This is a genomic window from Nocardioides sp. NPDC000445, assembly GCF_040300245.1.
In the GTDB taxonomy this organism is placed as follows: Bacteria; Actinomycetota; Actinomycetes; order Propionibacteriales; family Nocardioidaceae; genus Nocardioides.
Genome location: NZ_JBEPDH010000022.1, coordinates 32681 through 50703 on the forward strand (window position 1 = coordinate 32681; position 18023 = coordinate 50703).

General features: G+C 69.8%; 16 protein-coding genes. 8 read left to right on the forward strand and 8 right to left on the reverse strand.

Going from position 1 to position 18023, the window contains the following annotated elements:
- Positions 1-137 precede the first annotated feature (137 nt).
- On the forward strand, positions 138-2366 hold the full coding sequence (helR, locus tag ABT304_RS25065) for an RNA polymerase recycling motor ATPase HelR (protein ID WP_350719369.1): 2229 nt from the start codon (positions 138-140) through the stop codon (positions 2364-2366).
- 9 nt (positions 2367-2375) lie between these two features.
- Here the strand turns inward: helR and ABT304_RS25070 are convergent, their stop codons facing one another.
- The gene (locus ABT304_RS25070; RefSeq protein WP_160025139.1) at positions 2376-2666 is read right to left on the reverse strand and encodes a hypothetical protein; all 291 of its coding nucleotides are present in this window, start codon (positions 2664-2666) and stop codon (positions 2376-2378) included.
- A 120-nt stretch (positions 2667-2786) separates the two neighbouring features.
- Between ABT304_RS25070 and ABT304_RS25075 the strand changes: the two genes are divergently transcribed.
- A complete protein-coding gene (locus tag ABT304_RS25075; protein ID WP_350719370.1) occupies positions 2787-3728 on the forward strand; it encodes a mechanosensitive ion channel family protein in 942 nt (313 codons plus the stop codon).
- Between the two features lie 60 nt (positions 3729-3788).
- Here ABT304_RS25075 and ABT304_RS25080 read toward each other — a convergent pair whose 3' ends face one another.
- A complete protein-coding gene (locus ABT304_RS25080; protein WP_160025141.1) occupies positions 3789-4214 on the reverse strand; it encodes an OsmC family peroxiredoxin in 426 nt (141 codons plus the stop codon).
- A gap of 86 nt (positions 4215-4300) precedes the next feature.
- Between ABT304_RS25080 and ABT304_RS25085 the strand changes: the two genes are divergently transcribed.
- From ABT304_RS25085 to ABT304_RS25095, 3 genes are all read left to right on the forward strand, one after another.
- A complete protein-coding gene (locus tag ABT304_RS25085) occupies positions 4301-4672 on the forward strand; it encodes a globin (RefSeq protein ID WP_160025142.1) in 372 nt (123 codons plus the stop codon).
- Between the two features lie 63 nt (positions 4673-4735).
- The gene (locus tag ABT304_RS25090; protein WP_350719372.1) at positions 4736-6094 is read left to right on the forward strand and encodes a TrkH family potassium uptake protein; all 1359 of its coding nucleotides are present in this window, start codon (positions 4736-4738) and stop codon (positions 6092-6094) included.
- Positions 6087-6767, forward strand: a complete 681-nt coding sequence (locus tag ABT304_RS25095; protein ID WP_350719374.1) for a potassium channel family protein — start codon at positions 6087-6089, stop codon at positions 6765-6767. The genes ABT304_RS25090 and ABT304_RS25095 overlap by 8 nt, the downstream gene beginning before the upstream one ends.
- Here the strand turns inward: ABT304_RS25095 and ABT304_RS25100 are convergent.
- From ABT304_RS25100 to ABT304_RS25125, 6 genes are read right to left on the reverse strand one after another with little or no spacing between them, the layout of a single operon-like run.
- Entirely contained in the window at positions 6764-7456 is a 693-nt protein-coding gene (locus ABT304_RS25100) for a response regulator (RefSeq protein WP_350719376.1), read from the reverse strand. The genes ABT304_RS25095 and ABT304_RS25100 overlap by 4 nt on opposite strands.
- 7 nt (positions 7457-7463) lie before the next feature.
- Positions 7464-10007, reverse strand: coding sequence for a DUF4118 domain-containing protein (locus ABT304_RS25105; RefSeq protein ID WP_350719377.1), 2544 nt, complete (start codon positions 10005-10007; stop codon positions 7464-7466).
- A 4-nt stretch (positions 10008-10011) separates the two neighbouring features.
- Positions 10012-10626, reverse strand: coding sequence for a potassium-transporting ATPase subunit KdpC (gene kdpC, locus ABT304_RS25110; RefSeq protein WP_350719379.1), 615 nt, complete (start codon positions 10624-10626; stop codon positions 10012-10014).
- Positions 10627-10628: 2 nt separating this feature from the next.
- Positions 10629-12701 carry a potassium-transporting ATPase subunit KdpB gene (kdpB, locus tag ABT304_RS25115; protein ID WP_350719381.1) on the reverse strand — a complete coding sequence of 691 codons (2073 nt, stop codon included), beginning with the start codon at positions 12699-12701 and terminating at the stop codon, positions 10629-10631.
- The gene (kdpA, locus tag ABT304_RS25120; RefSeq protein ID WP_350719383.1) at positions 12698-14362 is read right to left on the reverse strand and encodes a potassium-transporting ATPase subunit KdpA; all 1665 of its coding nucleotides are present in this window, start codon (positions 14360-14362) and stop codon (positions 12698-12700) included. The genes kdpB and kdpA overlap by 4 nt, the downstream gene beginning before the upstream one ends.
- The gene (locus ABT304_RS25125) at positions 14359-14505 is read right to left on the reverse strand and encodes a hypothetical protein (protein WP_350719384.1); all 147 of its coding nucleotides are present in this window, start codon (positions 14503-14505) and stop codon (positions 14359-14361) included. The genes kdpA and ABT304_RS25125 overlap by 4 nt, the downstream gene beginning before the upstream one ends.
- Before the next feature lie 306 nt (positions 14506-14811).
- Between ABT304_RS25125 and corA the strand changes: the two genes are divergently transcribed.
- The 3 genes from corA to ABT304_RS25140 are packed head-to-tail and all read left to right on the forward strand — an operon-like array spanning position 14812 to position 18016.
- A complete protein-coding gene (gene corA / locus ABT304_RS25130; protein WP_350719386.1) occupies positions 14812-15948 on the forward strand; it encodes a magnesium/cobalt transporter CorA in 1137 nt (378 codons plus the stop codon).
- Positions 15949-15959: 11 nt separating this feature from the next.
- Positions 15960-16988 (forward strand): magnesium transporter CorA family protein, encoded by a 1029-nt coding sequence (locus ABT304_RS25135; protein WP_350719388.1) that lies wholly within the window; start codon positions 15960-15962, stop codon positions 16986-16988.
- A 59-nt stretch (positions 16989-17047) separates the two neighbouring features.
- Complete coding sequence (locus ABT304_RS25140; protein WP_350719390.1) at positions 17048-18016, forward strand: DUF389 domain-containing protein; 969 nt, start codon at positions 17048-17050, stop codon at positions 18014-18016.
- Positions 18017-18023: the final 7 nt, after the last annotated feature.

Sequence of the window (18023 nt, forward strand, 5' to 3'; positions counted from 1 at the left end):
ACCACGAATGGAAGGGAGATCTCCCCTTCCACTAACAACTTTATAGCGCACATAGGGGCTTGCCGCAAGGCCCCCGGCTTGGGGCAGAATCTCCTCCTCGAACAGGTAAAAGGCCTGATCAGACAGGGGATTCAACGTTGCAAGCATTCGATCTCGCGGGCCGTCACGACGCCAAGGCGGACCCGGCATTGATCGCTGAGGACGAGCAGCACTTCGCTGCCATCGCGGAGAGTCTCGAGGAGCAGATCTCCGAGCTGAACGAACGGCTCGATGACGTACGCCGCCGCCCGGGCGGGCACGGGCAGGAGGCGATGGATCGCGACCTGGAGGTGCACCGGATCGGCGGGCAGCTGCGGATGCTGCGCAGGTTCAGCCTGGACCTGTGCCTGGGGCGGATCGTCACGGACGCCGGCACCACCATCTACATCGGGCGGCTCGGCCTGACGGCCAACGACGGGAAGAGGCTGCTGGTCGACTGGCGGTCGCCGGCCGCGGAGCCGTTCTTCGCGGCCACACACGCCGACCCCCGCGGGCTGCTGAGCCGGCGCCGCTACCGCTGGACCAACGGGCGGGTCACCGACTACTGGGACGAGGTCTTCACCGCCGAAGGGCTCGAGGGGCACGCCGCCCTCGATGACCAGTCGGCCTTCATCGCCACGCTGGGCAGCAGCCGCTCCCCACGGATGCGCGACGTGCTCGGCACCATCCAGGCCGACCAGGACGCCATCGTCCGAGCGTCCTCACGGGGCACGTTGGTCGTTGACGGCGGTCCGGGGACGGGCAAGACCGTGGTGGCGCTGCACCGCACGGCGTACCTCCTCTACTCCGACCCGCGCCTGGGCGAGGGCAAGGGTGGGGTGCTGTTCGTGGGGCCGCACGAGCCCTACCTCTCCTATGTCGCGGACGTGCTGCCGAGCCTGGGCGAGGAGGGCGTACGCACCACCACGCTGCGCCGGATGGTGCCCGAGGGTGCCTCGCTGGCGCCGGAGACGGACAAGGAGGTCGCCCGGCTCAAGGCCGACGCCCGGATGGTCGCGGCGATCGAGCCGGCGGTGGCGCTCTACGAGAAGCCACCGTCGAAGCCCACCCTGGTCGAGACGCCCTACGGCGACGCGGTGATCAGCACCGGCGACTGGGCCGAGGCGATCGCCGCAGCCGAGCAGGGTACGCCGCACAACGACGCCCGCGACCAGGTCTGGGAGGCGCTGCTGAAGATCGTGACCGAGAGGATCCAGGAGAACACCGGAGCCGACCCCGACCGCGACTACGACGCCGATCTCGACGACTGGGGCGACGCGGACCAGGAGGAGGACGAGTTCGACGCGTACGGCCTCGTCGACGAGGACGCGACCGACGCCCTGCGTGCCTCGCTGGAGACCAACGCCGGGCTGCTCGACGTCTTCGGCGAGGTCTGGCCGCGCCTGCGGCCGGCCGACATCGTCGGGGACCTGTGGGAGGTGCCGGCGTTCCTGCGGATGTGCGCGCCCTGGCTCACTCCCGAGGAGGTGAAGACGCTGCAGCGTGAGGACCCGAAGGCCTGGACCGAGGCGGACCTGCCGCTGCTCGATGCCGCCCACCGCCGGCTCGGCGACCCGGACGCCTCGCGGCGCCGGAGCGCGCGGAAGGCAGCGGCGGCCGCCGACCGGAAGGCGAAGGCGGCGGTCGTCTCGGACCTGATCAGCCACGACGACTCCGACATGAAGGTGATGTCGATGCTGCGCGGACAGGACCTGCGCACGGCCCTCCTCGACGACTCGGTGCGGGAGCCGGAGGAGCTCGACCCGTACGCCGGGCCGTTCGCGCACATCGTCGTCGACGAGGCGCAGGAGCTGACCGACGCCGAGTGGCAGATGCTGATCAGCCGCTGCCCCTCGCGCAGCTTCACGATCGTCGGCGACCGCGCGCAGGCGCGGCACGGGTTCACCGAGTCGTGGCAGGAGCGGCTCGAGCGCGTCGGCCTGGACCGGATCGAGATGGCGGGCCTGAGCATCAACTACCGCACGCCCGAGGAGGTGATGACCGAGGCCGAGCCGGTCATCCGTGCGGCACTCCCCGACGCCAACGTGCCCACGTCGATCCGTGCCTCCGGGATCCCGGTGCACCACGGCACGGTCGACGAGCTCGACGTGATCCTGGACACCTGGCTCGCCGAGCACGAGGAGGGCATCGCCTGCGTCATCGCCGCTGGTTCACAAGATCTGAACGAAGGCCGCGTACGCCGGTTGGGACCTGTGCACGCCAAGGGGCTCGAGTTCGACCTGGTCGTCCTCATCGACCCCGAGACGTACGGGACCGGGATCGAGGGTGCAGTGGACCGCTACGTCGCGATGACGCGGGCGACCCAGCAGCTGGCCATTCTCCGCTGACCGAAGCGGTCAGTGCGTCGCGGCGGGGAGGTTGTCGTCCTCGGCCTTGTGGGGCTTGGGCAGCAGCCCCTCGCCGCGGAACACACCCGGCAGGAGCACCAGAAGGGAGATGACCACCATCAGGATCACCGGGATGAGCAGGATGAGCAGGAGGAGACCGGAGGCGGTCATCTCCTCGGCGACCGGCCAGCCGTTGGGAACCTCGGCGCTGGCGGGGCCGGCGGTAGCAACAGAGGCGACGACGGCGGCGGAGGCGGAGGCGCCGAGAAGGCCGGCGCGGCGCAGGATCTGGTTGCTCACGGGGCAGATACTAACCGGCGTACGCCCTGGTTCTCATCTCTGCCCCTCGTCGCCGCTGTGGGAGTCGACACCCCGCCGGGGATTGGCCGCAGACCTTGAACGGCTTGGATACTGGAACCCATGTCCATCCCCCCGAACCCCCCACTGGTCTCGGTCTCCTGGTCGACGCTCGGCGAATGGGTGATCGGCATCCCCCTGCGCATCCTCGGCCTGATCGTGCTGGCGCTCGTGCTGCGCTGGATCCTGCATCGGGTGATCGACAAGATCGTCAGCCGCACCGTCGAGGCGCCCACGCTCGCCAGCAAGATCAACAAGACGCACGATGCGGGCGAGGCCACCTTCGCCTCCTCCCGCCGCAGCCAGCGCGGCCAGGCGATCGGCTCGCTGCTCAAGAGCGTCGTCACCGGCGTCCTGGTCGCGATCTTCGCCACCATGATCCTGGACGAGCTCGGCATCAACATCGCCCCGATCATCGCCTCGGCCGGAATCGTCGGTCTGGCGCTCGGTTTCGGGGCCCAGTCGCTGGTGCGGGACTACCTGTCCGGCATCTTCATGATCATCGAGGACCAGTACGGCGTCGGTGACAGCATCGAGGTCAACAACATCAGCGGCACCGTCGAGGCCGTGACGCTGCGGATCACCCGGCTGCGCTCGCTCGACGGCACGGTCTGGTACATCCCCAACGGCGAGATCCTCACCGTCGGCAACCACAGCCAGAACTGGGCCCGCGCCGTCATCGACGTCGGCGTCGGCTACAACGAGGACCTCAACAAGGTGCAGCGCGTGCTGCGCGAGGTCTCCCACGACCTGTGGGTCGACGAGGACTTCAAGGGCCAGATCATCGAGGAGCCCGAGGTCACCGGCGTCGAGGCGCTGGCCGCCGACTCCATCACCCTCCGGGTGCTGATCAAGACCCTGCCGCTCAAGCAGTGGGCGATCGCGCGCGAGATGCGTCAGCGGATCAAGGCCCGCCTCGACTACGAGGGCATCGAGATGCCCTTCCCGCAGCGGGTCATCTGGCACCGCGAGGAGAAGGCCGCCGCCGAGGAGCAGACGGCCTGACGTACGCCGCCAGTGATGCCCCGGCATGAGCCGGGGCATCACCACATTTCAGGCGAAATTTCAGGCGAGGGCGGCGTCGAGGGTGATGGTCGTGCCGGTGAGAGCCTGACTGACCGGGCAGCCGGCCTTGGCCTCCTCGGCGAGCCTGACGAAGGCGTCGTTGTCGAGGCCCTCGACCACGCCACGCGTGGTCAGCTTGATGCCAGTGATCCCCTTGCCGGGGGTGAACTCGACCTCGGCGCTGGTCTGCAGGCTGGTCGGCGGGGTCCCGTTCTGGGCCAGACCGTTGGAGAAGGCCATCGAGAAGCAGGAGGAGTGGGCGGCGGCGATGAGCTCCTCGGGGCTGGTCTTGCCGCCGGGCGCCTCCGTGCGGGCCGGCCACGAGACGTCGTAGGTCCCCAGGCCCGAGGAGTCCAGCGTCACCTTGCCGGCGCCCTCGAAGAGCGAGCCCTCCCAGACGGTGGTGGCGGTGCGGGTGGTGGCCATCGTTATCTCCCAAAGTTCGTGTGAATGCGTACGCCCCCGATCCTGCCACGGCAGGCGAGCGCGGACCCGCGTGGAAGAATGGCTCAGTGACGTTTTATGAGGAGATCGGCGGGATGGACACCATCCGCACGATCGTGGCCAAGTTCTACGAGGGCGTGGCGACCGACGAGCTGATGCGGCCGATGTATCCCGAGGAGGATCTCGGTCCGGCGCAGGAGCGGCTGACGCTCTTCCTGGCTCAGTACTGGGGCGGCCCGACGACCTACTCCGAGCAGCGTGGCCACCCGCGGCTGCGGATGCGTCACGCCCCGTTCGAGGTCACCTCGGAGGCCCGCGACCGCTGGCTCCAGCACTTCCGCGAGGGCCTCGACGCCGCCGGGCTGACCCCAGAGCAGGACGCGCAGTTCTGGGCGTACGCCGAGCACGCGGCCAACTTCATGATCAACACCCCCAGCTGACCCTCCGGCGGCCCCGCTCGCCCTGCCGGCGCGTGCCGTGCCTCTAGAGTGGCGCCCGTGTCGATGAGCTCCCCTATTCGTCGGGCGCGCCGTCCACGACCGCTGCTGCGGCATCCGGGCCAGGTGGTCGTCGCCGGTTTCGCGGCCGCGATCCTGATCGGCACGCTGCTCCTGATGCTCCCGGTGGCCCGCACCGAGCCCGGCCACGCGCCGTTCCTGACCGCGCTGTTCACCTCGACCAGCGCGGTCTGCGTCACCGGTCTGGTCGTGGTCGACACCCCGACCTACTGGTCGACGTTCGGCGAGGTCACCATCCTCGGGCTGATCCAGGTCGGCGGGATCGGGATCATGACCCTCGCCTCGTTGCTGGCGCTGATCGTCTTCCGCCGCCTCGGGCTGCGCTTTCGGCTCACCGCCGCCGTGGAGCACACCAGCTCCGGCCTCGGTGACGTACGCAGCGTGGTCAAGGGAGTGGTCGCGATCAGCCTGGTCATCGAGCTGATCATCGCGATCCCGCTGATGCTGCGGTTCTGGCTGGGCTACGGCTCCTCCCCCGAGCGGGCCGCCTACGACGGTGTCTTCCACGCGGTCTCCGCCTTCAACAACGCCGGCTTCGCGCTGCGGTCCGACAACCTGATGGGCTACGTCGACGACCCCTGGATCTGCCTGCCCATCGCCGTCGCGGTGATCGCCGGCGGGCTCGGCTTCCCGGTGTGGCTGGAGCTGCTGCAGCGTACGAAGGTACGGATGTGGAGCCTCCACACGAAGATGACCGTCAGCGGCACCGTCGGTCTGCTGCTCATCGGCACGGTGTTCTTCATCGCCACGGAGTGGCGCAACCCGGACACCCTCGGGGCACTGAGCACTCCCGGGAAGCTGCTGGCCGGCTTCTTCCAGAGCACGATGACGCGTACGGCCGGGTTCAACAGCCTCGACTACGAGCAGATGCACGAGGGCACCCTCCTCGGCGTGGACGTGCTGATGCTCATCGGCGGCGGGTCGGCGGGCACCGCGGGTGGCCTCAAGATCACCACCTTCATGCTGCTCTTCTTCGTCATCCTCGCCGAGGTGCGCGGCCAGGCCGAGGTCGAGGCCTTCGACCGGCGCATCGACCCGCGCGCCATCCGTCAGGCGCTCACGGTCGCGCTGCTCTCGGTCGGCTTCGTGGTCTCCGGCACCATCGCCCTGCTCCATCTGGTCGAGGCGCCCACCCATCAGGTGCTCTTCGAGGCGGTCTCGGCCTTCGCCACCGTGGGCCTGTCGGCCAACCTCACCTACGACGTTCCCTCGGGCGGTCAGCTCGTCCTCATCGCGATGATGTTCGTCGGCAGGATCGGCCCGATCACCCTCGTCTCCGCCCTGGCGCTCCGCGACCGCGAGCGCCTGCACCGCTTCCCGGAAGGACGGCCCCTCATTGGCTAGGACCAGATTGGACAAGAACGGCACCACCCACGGCGGAGTCGCCGTGCTCGGCCTCGGCCGGTTCGGCAGCGCCCTCGCCCTGGAGCTCGTCGAGGAGGGCGAGGAGGTCCTCGCCGCCGACACGAACCCGCGGACGGTGCAGGAGCACGCCGGCCTGCTCACCCACGTGGTCGAGGCCGACACGACCAGCGAGGACGCGATGCGGGAGCTCGGCCTGAGCGAGTTCGGCACCGTGGTCGTGGCCATCGGCACCGACATCGAGGCGAGCATCCTCACCGCCTCCGTCGCCGTCCACCTCGGCGTACGCAACGTCTGGGCCAAGGCGATCAGCGCACCCCACGCCCGGATCCTCACCCAGATCGGGGTGCACCGCGTCGTCCGTCCCGAGCACGACATGGGGCAGCGCGTGGCCCACCTCGTCCGTGGGCGGATGCTCGACTACATCGAGTTCGACGACGGCTACGTCTTCGTCAAGACCCAGCCGCCGGCAGTGCTGCACAACCGCAGCCTCTCCGGGGTGGGCGTACGCCAGAACTACGGGGTCACCGTCGTCGGGGTGAAGCCGGCCGGCGGCAGGTTCACCTACACGACGCCCGAGACCGTCATCCGTCCCGACGATCACATCGTCGTCTCCGGGCCCCAGCACAAGGTCGAGGCCTTTGCACGGCTCTAGGTCCTCTCGCCCGGCTCCAGGGTGTAGCCGACGCCGGGCGTGGTGACCAGAAGACGCGGGTGGGCCGGGTCGTCCTCCAGCTTGCGCCGCAGCTGCGCGGCATAGACGCGTAGGTAGTGGGTCTCCTTGGCGTACGCAGGCCCCCACACCTCGTTGAGGATCTGCTCACGCGTCACCAACCGGCCCAGGTTGCGGGCCAGGAGCTCCAGGAACGACCACTCGGTCGGGGTGAGGCGTACGTCCTCCCCCGACCTGTGGACCCGCTTGCGCGCGAAGTCGATCTCCAGGTCTCCGACCGTGACGACGGCTGCGGCAGGGGGTGCGGAGTCCTGCGAGCGCCGGACGGCCGCTCGCAGGCGGGCCATCAGCTCGTTCATGGCGAACGGCTTGGTCACGTAGTCGTCGGCGCCGAGGTCGAGCGCCTCGACCTTGTCGTCGCCGTGCTGCCGGGCCGAGAGCACGACCACCGGCACCTGGGTCCAGCCACGCAGTCCCTCGATGACCTCGGTCCCGTCCAGATCCGGCAGGCCGAGGTCGAGCAGCACGACGTCGGGGTGGGTCGCGGCGGCCGCGGCGAGGCCGGACCGGCCGTCCGCGGCGGTATCGACCTCCCAGCCGGCCGCGCGAAGGTTGATGGCGAGCGCACGCAGCAGCGCGGGCTCGTCGTCGATCACCAGCACCCGGCTCATGTCGCCCTCACTCCTGACCCGGCACGGCGCGGGGCACCGCCAGGACCATCGTCAGTCCGCCGCCGGGGGTGTCCTCGGCGGTGAGCCTGACACCGAGCGCCTCGCTGAGTCCCCGCGCGACGGCCAGGCCGAGGCCGAGCCCGCCCGGCGAGGTGTCGTCGAGACGCTGGAAGGGCTCGAACATCCGCTCCCGCTGCGCCGCGGGTACGCCGGGGCCACGATCCACGATCATCACCTCCACAGTCTCCGGGGTCACGTGGGCGAGGACCCGCACCGGCTCGCCCGCGCTGGGCCCCTGACTGCTGGCCCGGACGGCGTTGCCGACCACGTTGGCGACCACCTGCTCCAGCAGGGCCGAGTCGGTGCGTACGAGAGGAGCGTCCTCACCCACCTCCAGGGTCACCGACCCGGGCGGCAGCCCCGCGATGGCGAGCGGCAACGACTCGTCCAGGCTCACGGTGCGGATGACCGGATGGACCAGGTCGGCGTCCACGCGGGACAGGTCGAGCAGGTCGTTGATGAGGGACTCGAGCTGCTCGGCGGATCCGGCCGCGGACTCGACCAGCTCGATCCGATCGGACTCCGGGACCCGCCCACCGAGGAGGCCGTCGAGGGCGGCGCGCATGGTGGCCAGCGGCGTACGCAGGTCGTGGGAGACGGCGCGGAGCAGCGAGGTCGAGGTCTGCTCCGCCTTCTCCAGCGCGAGGGCGCGGTCGGCCTGGTCGCGCAGCCGGCGGTACTCGAGCACCAACGAGGTCTGGACCGCAAACGCGTCCAGGACGCGCTGGTCTGCCGCGCGGAGCGGCTCGCCACGAAGGGCGATCACATGGTCGTCGTCGACCCTGACCACCGTGTCGCCGGCGTCGGGGGCTCGCGCCGGGTCCTCGCCGACCGCGGCAAGCGCGTGCCATCCGGTGGCGCTCGAGCTCAACAGAGCAACCGACCGCTGGCCGAAGCTCTCGCGTACGCGATCGACGATCGCCTCCGCGGTGTCCTGACCGGTGAGGACCGACCTTGACAGGGCGCTCACCGTCGCCGCCTCTGCCCGTGCCCGCGCCGCCTCCTCGGAGCGCCGTGCCGCCTGGTCGACGACCCCGGCGACCGCCAGCGCCATGGCCAGGAAGACCGCCAGGGCCAGGATGTTGTGCGGGCTCTGCACGACCAGCTCGAAGTACGGCTGGGTGAAGAAGAAGTTCAGCAGACCGGCCCCGATCAAGGCACCCGCTGCCGATGCCCAGCGGCCGCCGATGAGCGCCGCCGCGATGATCGCCCCGGTCATCAGCAGGCTCGCCACGGGAAGCTGGGTGTTGCGGTTCTCGGACGGCACCAGGTAGAGACCGCCGAGGACGACGAACGGCAGCGCGATCGCCGCCAGCCAGCCCGCGATGCGCCGGGAGCGGCCCAGTGCGGAGCGCGGCCGCCGCAGACGTACGCCTGCTCCGGCATGCTCATGCGTGACCAGATGTACGTCGATGCTGCCCGCGGCGATGGCGATCCGATCGCCCGTGCTGCCGGTGAACAGCCGCCGGACCCGGCCGTGCCGGGAGACGCCGACGATGATCATCGTGGCGTTGGCACCGACCGCAAAGTCCACGATCGCCGCGGCCGGATCGTCGCCGATGACGGTGTGGAACGTGCCTCCCAGCGACCGGGTGAGCTCCTGACTCTTGGGTACGTCGCTGCCACCGGGCCGAGCGAGCCCGTCGGCGGAGATCACATGCACGGCCAGCAGCTCCGATCCCTTGGCGCGCTGGCACAGCCGTGCCCCGCGCCGCAGCAGGGTCTCCGTCTCCGGCCCACCCGTCACCGCGACCACGATGCGCTCCTTGGTGGGCCACGGGTGCGCGATCTGGTGCTCGCGCCGGTAGTCGCCCAGCGCATCGTCGACCCGGTCCGCGAGCCACAGCAGAGCCAGCTCCCGCAGAGCGGTGAGGTTGCCGACCCGGAAGTAGGAGGTCAGCGAGGCATCGATGGTCTCGGGCTTGTAGACGTTGCCATGAGCCATCCGCCTCCGCAGCGCCTCCGGCGCCATGTCGACCAGATGGATCATGTCGGCGGTCCGCACGAGATCGTCGGGCACCGTCTCTCGCTGGCGTACGCCGGTGATCCGCTCGACCTCGTCGTTGAGGGACTCCAGGTGCTGGATGTTGACCGTGGTGATCACGTCGATCCCCGCCGCCCGGATCTGCTCGACGTCCTGAGCCCGTTTGGTGTGCCGGCTGCCCGGCACGTTGGTGTGGGCCAGCTCGTCGACACAGACCACCTTCGGGTCGCGGGCGATCACCGCCTCCACGTCGAGCTCGGTGAACCTCGCCCCGCGATAGTCGATCTCCCGGCGCGGGATCACCTCGAGCCCCTCGATCTGGCGCGCGGTGTTGCTGCGGTCGTGGGTCTCGACGAACCCGACCACCACATCGGTCCCGCGCGCCTGGCGCCGCTGCGCCTCGCCGAGCATGGCGTACGTCTTGCCGACGCCTGGCGCGGCTCCGAGATAGACGGTCAGACGGCCCCGCTTCCGCGGGGACCGTCCGTCCGTTGACGTGGTCTGCACGTCCCTATTCAACCCTCTGCGCACGCACCGCGATGTTGAGCTCGAGCACGTTGACCCGCGGCTCACCGAGGATCCCGAAGGTCCGGCCGTCGGTGTGCTCGGCCACCAGCGCCGTCACCTCCTCCTCCGAGAGCCCGTTGGCGCGGGCCACCCGGGACACCTGGAGGGCTGCGTAAGCCGGTGAGATGTCGGGGTCGATGCCGGATGCGGAGGTGGTGACGGCGTCGGCGGGGACCTGGTCGACCGGGACGCCTTCGCGCGCGGCGATCTCGCGCTGGCGCTCGGTGATCGCCTTGACCAGGTCCGGGTCCTCCGGGCCGAGGTTGGAGCCGTAGGTGGACAGCGTGTCCCAGCCGTCGCCGGCCGCGCTCGGACGTGGGTAGAAGAGCCCCTCGTCGTCGTTGCCCTGCCCGATCAGGGCCGAGCCGACCGCCTCGGCGGGGTCGCTGGTGTGCGCGCCGGACTCGGTGACCAGGGAGCCGTCGGCACGCCATCCGAAGGCGGCCTGGGCGACGCCGGTGACGACGAGCGGGTAGACGATCCCGCACAGCAGGGTCGCGGCGATGAGCACGCGGAGCCCGGCGAGGGAGTGACGTAGCAGTGCGAAGAGATCAGACATGTTCACAGTCCTGGGATGAGGGAGATGACGAGGTCGAGCAGCTTGATCCCGACGAACGGCACGATCAGGCCGCCGACGCCGTAGAGCAGCAGGTTGCGGCGCAGCAGGGCCGAGGCCGACGAGGGCCGGTAGCGGACACCGCGCAGCGCCAGCGGGATCAGCGCGATGATGATCAGCGCGTTGAAGACCACCGCGGAGACGATGGCCGACTCCGGCGAGGAGAGCCGCATGATGTTGAGGACGTCGAGCGCGGGGAAGGCGCCGACGAAAATCGCGGGCAGGATCGCGAAGTACTTCGCGACGTCGTTGGCCACCGAGAAGGTGGTCAGCGCGCCCCGGGTGATCAGCAGCTGCTTGCCGATCTCGACCACGTCGATCAGCTTGGTCGGGTCGGAGTCGAGGTCGACCATGTTGCCGGCCTCCTTGGCCGCGGTCGTCCCGGTGTTCATCGCGACGCCGACGTCGGCCTGCGCGAGCGCCGGCGCGTCGTTGGTGCCGTCGCCGCACATCGCGACCATCCGCCCACCGCGCTGCTCGCGCCGGATCAGTGCGAGCTTGTCCTCCGGAGTCGCCTCGGCGAGGACGTCGTCGACGCCCGCCTCCTTGGCGATCGCCGCGGCGGTGGCGGCGTTGTCGCCGGTGATCATGACCGTCTTGATGCCCATCGCGCGCAGCTCGTCGAACCGCTCGCGGATGCCGTCCTTGACGACGTCCTTGAGATGTACGACGCCCAGCACCCGTGCCGGGTCGCTGTTGCGGTGCTCGGCGACGACGAGCGGCGTACCACCGGTCTCGGCGATCTCGGAGACGATCACCCCGGTCTCCGGCGGCACCTGGCCACCGTGCTCCTCGACCCAGGCCGTCACCGCGGAGGCGGCGCCCTTGCGTACGCTCAGGCCGGGACTGTCCAGGCCGGACATCCGGGTGGTCGCGGAGAACTCCACCATCGTGGCCTCCGCCGGCCCACCCATGGAGCGACCCACGAGAGTGAGGATGCTCCGCCCCTCCGGCGTCTGGTCGGAGAGGCTGGCCAGGACCGCTGCGTTCTCGGCGCCGGTCAGCGTGACCCCGGTGACCGGGATGATCTCGTACGCCTGCCGGTTGCCGTACGTGATCGTGCCGGTCTTGTCGAGCAGGAGCACGTCGACGTCACCGGCCGCCTCGACGGCCCTTCCCGACATCGCCAGGACGTTGCGGCGTACGAGCCGGTCCATGCCGGCGATGCCGATGGCGCTCAGCAGTGCGCCGATGGTGGTCGGGATCAGGCAGACCAGCAGCGCGGTGAGGACGAGCCAGGACTGGTGCGCGCCGGAGTAGCCGGCCAGGTAGTAGAGGCTCCAGCAGACGACCACGAAGATCGCGGTCAGGCTGGTCAGGAGCACGTTGAGCGCGATCTCGTTCGGCGTACGCTGCCGCTCCGAGCCCTCGACCAGGGCGATCATCCGGTCCACGAAGGAGTGGCCCGGGTCGGAGGTGATCCGGACGACGATCCGGTCCGAGAGGACCAGGGTGCCGCCCGTGACCGCCGACCGGTCGCCGCCGGACTCGCGGATCACCGGGGCGGACTCGCCGGTCACCGCGCTCTCGTCGACGCTCGCGACGCCCTCGATGACGTCGCCGTCACCGGGGATCCGCTCGCCGGCCTCGACCACGACGACGTCGCCGGCGCGCAGGCTGGTGGAGGCGACGACCTCCTCGGCGCCGCCCGGGCCACCATGCAGGCGGCGCGCGGTGGTCTCGGTCTGCAGGGCACGCAGGCTGGCCGCCTGGGCCTTGCCGCGGCCCTCGGCGACCGACTCGGCCAGGGCACCGAAGACGACGGTGAGCCACAGCCAGATCGTGACCAGCCAGCCCATCACCGACGGGTCGAGGACCGACATGACGGTCGTGGCGGCCGCACCGATCTCGACCACGAGCATGACCGGCGTCGCCACCAGCTTGCGGGGATCGAGCTTGCGCAGCGCACCTGGCACCGCTTCGGCGATCTGCTTGGTCGTGAGCACCGACGGTGCCGCCTCGACATGGGTCGAGTGCTCGGTGTCCTCTTCACGGGTACGTACGGGGGTCTGGGTCATGACAGGGACTCCACGATCGGGCCCAGCATGAGAGCCGGGACGAAGGTCAGGCCGACGACGACCAGCGCGACGCCGGTCAGCAGGGCCACGAAGAGCGGGCGGTGGGTGGGCAGGGTGCCGGCGTTGTCCGGCAGCCGGCCGGCGGTCGCGAACCTGCCCGCCAGGGCGAGCACGAAGACCATCGGGACGAACCGGCCGAGCAGCATCAGCATCCCGAGCAGCGTGTTCCAGAACGGGGTGCCCGAGGTGATGCCGGCGAAGGCGGAGCCGTTGTTGTTGGCGGCGCTGGTGACGGCGTACAGCGCCTCGGAGAGGCCGTGCGGGCCGTCGGTCGAGAGGCCGGCCAGGCCTGCCGGAGCGGTCAGCGCGATCGCCGCGCCGACCAGCACCAGGATCGGGGTGGTCAGGATGTAGACCGCGACCAGCACCATCTCGTCGCGGCTGATCCTCTTGCCGAGATATTCAGGCGTACGTCCCACCATCAGGCCGCACAGGAAGACCGTGACCACGGCCAGCATGAGCATGCCGTAGAGACCCGAGCCGACGCCGCCGGGGGCGATCTCGCCGAGCATCATGCCGAACAGCGCGACACCGCCACCGGGTGCGGTCAGGCTCTCGTGCATGCCGTTGACGGCACCGGTCGAGGTGCCGGTCGTGGCCGCGGCGAAGAGCGCCGTGGCCGCCTCACCGAACCGCGTCTCCTTGCCCTCCATCGCGGCTCCGGCGAGCTGCGGGGCGGTGCCGGCACCGGCCATCTCCGCCCAGGTCAGCAGGGTGATGCCGACGGTGAGGAGGGTGCCCATCGTGGCCAGCACCGCGCCGCCTTGGCGCTTGTCCTTGACGATCAGGCCGAAGGCCCAGGCCATCGAGAACGGCAGCACGAGGATCGCCCAGATCTCGAGCAGGTTGCTGAACGGGTTGGGGTTCTCGAAGGGGTGGGCGGAGTTGACGTTGTAGAAGCCGCCGCCGTTGGTGCCGAGCTCCTTGATCGCCTCCTGGCTGGCGACCGGGCCACCGGTCAGGTGCTGGGTGCCGCCGGTCAGCGTGGTCATCTCGTGCACGGAGTGCAGGTTCTGCACCGCCCCGGCCGCGACCAGCACGATCGCGACCACGAACGCCGCCGGCAGCAGGACCCGGACCGTCGTACGCACCAGGTCGACCCAGAAGTTGCCGATCCTCCCCTGGCTGCGGGTGCGGGCGAGCCCGCGCGCGAAGGCCGCGGCGACGGAGAGACCGACCGCGGCGGAGACGAAGTTCTGCACGGCGAGCCCGGCCATCTGGATCAGGTGGCCGGTGGCCGCCTCCCCGGAGTACCACTGCCAGTTGGTGTTGGTCACGAACGAGACCGCGGTGTTCCAGGCGCCGTCGCTGGGGAGCGGGTCGAAGCCTCCGTCGAGCGGCAGCAGGTTCTGCAGCCGGCCGAAGGCGAACAGGAACAGGATCCCGGCCAGCGAGAAGCCCAGCGCCGACATCGCGTACGAGCGCCAGCGCTGGTCGGCCTCGGCGTCGACCTTGAGCGCCCGGTAGGCCACCGTCTCGGCACGCAGGTGCTTCGGGCTGGTGTAGATGTGGGCGAGGTAGCGGCCCAGGAGCGGCACCGCGAGGGCCAGCGCCGCGATCAGGACGACGATCTGCAGCACGGCGGCGGCGACGGGACTCATCGGCTCACCGTCCGCGGCTCGGCCTCGGTGGGGGCGGTGTCGGTGTCGGAGGGCTGGCCCAACCGCCGGTCGATGACTCCGACCAGCACGGCGAGCCCCGCGAAGGACACCAGCGTGATGAGGATGTAGACGAGATCTAGCACGGCTCCATTGCAGCCCCGCCCGAGGCCGTGGAGGGCCGGTCTTGACGGTTCCCTGACGGGGTATGCCTCGCGATTGACGCATCCTTGACCGGGGGCGCCTACCATGTCCCCGTGCGGACGTGGCTCCGCGCAGATGAACAGGCAGTCGGTTGCTACCGCGAGCGAGAAGAGGAGGTGGCTGAGATGGACGGCCAACCTCCGAGTACCACCTCGCCCTGACCGGTCCGGCCCACCTGGAGAGCGTGCCGGGCTGGTGCGTCGCGTTCCCGCGTCGCGATCCCGCTCGCATCATCACCGGAGGCCATCATGTCCGAGCACCCCTTCCTGCGCCCGTTCACCAAGCAGCGCCGTGCCGACCCGCCGACGACCCCGCCACTGCATGGCGGAGGCGGTCGACCGACGATGCCGGTGCCGGCAGCTCGCGGCAGCATGATCGACAGCGCCGTCTACGTCGGCGGCGACCGGGTCGACTCGCCCTCGACGCTGGCCGAGACGTACCGCTCGCTGCGCGACCACGACGACGCGATGGCCTGGATCGGTCTCTACCAGCCCAACCAGCACGAGCTGGCCTCGCTGGCCGAGGAGTTCGGCTTGCACGAGCTCGCCGTCGAAGATGCCATCCTGGCTCACCAGCGACCGAAGATCGAGCGCTACGACGAGACGCTGTTCGTGGTGCTGCGGGCAGCCTGGTACGTCGACGAGACCGAGAACATCGACTTCGGCGAGCTGCACCTCTTCGTCGGTCCCGACTTCGTCCTCACCGTCCGCCATGGCGCCCAGCCCGACCTCTCCCCGGTGCGGCGCCGGATGGAGAGCAACCCCGATCTGCTCAGGCTCGGCCCGGAGGCGGTGCTGTACGCCATCCTCGACCGCGTCGTCGACGGCTACGCGCCGGTCGTGGCCGGACTCGCCAACGACATCGACGAGATCGAGACCGAGATGTTCCGCGGTGACACCCAGGTGTCCCGTCGCATCTACGAGCTCTCCCGCGAGGTGGTCGAGTTCCAGCGGGCGACGCGGCCGCTGCTGAACGTGGTCCGCTCCCTCTCTGCTGGGTTCGAGAAGTACCGCACCGACGAGGAGCTCCAGCGCTACCTGCGCGACGTCGAGGACCACGTGATCGGGACCGTCGAGCAGATCGACGAGTTCCGCAACCTGCTGCGCGACATCCTGACCGTCAACGCCACCCTGGTCGCCCAGCAGCAGAACGAGGAGATGAAGGCGCTCAGCGAGCTCAGCGTGCAGCAGAACGACGAGGTCAAGAAGATCTCCGGCTGGGCGGCGATCCTGTTCGCTCCCACACTGGTCGGCACCGTCTACGGGATGAACTTCGACTTCATGCCCGAGCTGCAGTGGCGCTACGGCTACTTCATGGCGCTCGGGCTGATGCTGACCGTCAACGTCGTCCTCTATATCCTCTTCCGCCGTCGCAACTGGATCTGAGAGGCCCCCACATGACGGTCTACGCACTACGTCCGACCGGACTCACCGAGCACGACCTCGACGAGGTCACCGAGCTGCTCGACGAACCCGGCACCGTGGTGTGGATCGACCTTCCTCAGTGCGACGCGGCCATGTCCGAGCAGCTCAGCCGTTGGTTCCCGTTCCACTCCCTCGCCTTGAGCGACTGCGTGGCCCGCAACCACATCTCGAAGTTCCACTTCTACGACGACCACGTCTTCACGGTGCTGCACGCCCCGAAGCTCGGCAGCGGCGGACACGTGCACTATGTCGAGCTCGACCAGTTCATCGGCCCCAACTACCTGGTGACCGTGCACGGTCCGCTCAACCCGGTGGTCGACCCCGAGGTGGCGCACATCGACACCGACGGCGTGCGGCAGCGGATCCTGAAGGGCGACATCCATCCACGTACGTCCTGGGACCTGTCCCACTCCATCGTCTCCTCGATGGTGCGCCGCGAGACCCAGCTCGTGGCCAACCTCGCCCGAGAGTCCGGCCGGATCGAGCAGCAGGTCACCGACGACGACCGTGACGACGACCCGCAGACGCTGCTGGAGGAGCTGTTCCAGGTCGGGCACGCACTGCTGGCCGTACGCACCATCGCCACCCACAGCGCGGAGACCTACCGAGCCGTGGCGCGGCGTGGGAACGGACCGGTCGCGGGCCTGGCGGTGCGCGCAGCGGAGATCGCCGACCGGTTCGAGATGGTGCGCACCATGGCCGACGGGCAGGGCGACTTCGTCCGCGGGGTGATCGACTTCTACCAGGCCCGCACCAGCACCCACCTGGCCCTGGCCACCGAGGAGCTGGCCGCCACCTCGGTGCGGCAGAACGACGACATGCGCCGGATCTCGGCCTGGGTCGCGATCGTCGCCGCACCGACCCTGATCACCGGCTTCTTCGGGCAGAACGTGCCCTACCCCGGGTCCGGCGAGACCGCCGGCTTCATCGCCTCGACGATCGCCATCATCGTCACCGCCGTGGTCCTGCACAGGGTGTTCAAGGCCAAGCACTGGCTCTGACCCGAGGTGCGGGCGACGGGTGCGGTGACACGGCGATGCGGTAGGCGACAATGTGCGCCATGCTGCAGCTGCGGATCACCTCGCCGGCACACCTGACGTCTCAGGTCATCGACGTGCTCACCGCGGACCCGGCGGTCAGCGAGCTCTCCTCGCTGCCCGGCGCGTCGCTGCGCCCTGAGGGCGACGTGGTGATGGCCGGGGTGGCGCGGGAGGCTGCCAACGACGTCATCGAGCGGCTCCGTGACCTGGACGTGCACAAGGAGGGCAGCATCCACGTCGACTCGGCCAAGGCGTGGCTCTCGGAGAGTGCGCTGAAGGCCGCCGACCTGGCTCCGGGCAGCAGCGCGGACAGCGTGGTGTGGGCCGACGTCACCCACGTCACCCAGCAGGCCTACGACGACACCGAGGCCAACTGGACCTTCATGAGCCTGATGACCCTGGCGACGCTGCTGGCCGGGATCGCGATCGTCCTCGACTCCCAGATCCTGGTGATCGGGGCGATGGTGATCGGCCCCGAGTTCGGCGCCATCGCGGCGCTGGGAGTCGCCCTGGTCCGGCACCGCTATCACCTCCTCGGCCGCTCGCTGAGCACTCTCGCCCTCGGATTCCTGGTCGGCATCGCGGTCACCACGGTGGCCGCGCTCATCGGCCGCGCCCTCGGCTGGATCGATCTCGAGGACGTGCTCGCCGACCGGCCGGGGACCGGCTTCATCTACACCCCGGACAAGTGGTCGTTCATCGTGGCGCTGATCGCGGCGTCGGCAGGCGTGCTCGCCCTCACCTCGGCCCGGGTCGGCGGCCTCTCCGGGGTCTTCATCTCGGTGACCACCATCCCGGCAGCCGCCAACATCGCCCTCGGTCTCGCCTTCGGCGTCGGCCACGAGATCCGAGGAAGCGTGCTGCAGCTGCTCCTCAACATCACCGGGATGGCGCTCGCCGGCTGGGCGACGCTCGGCATCCAGCAGGTGGTGTGGAAACGGATCTCCGAGCGCCGCGCCCGATTCGTCCGGAGGGTCAGGAAACGCTGACAAAGGT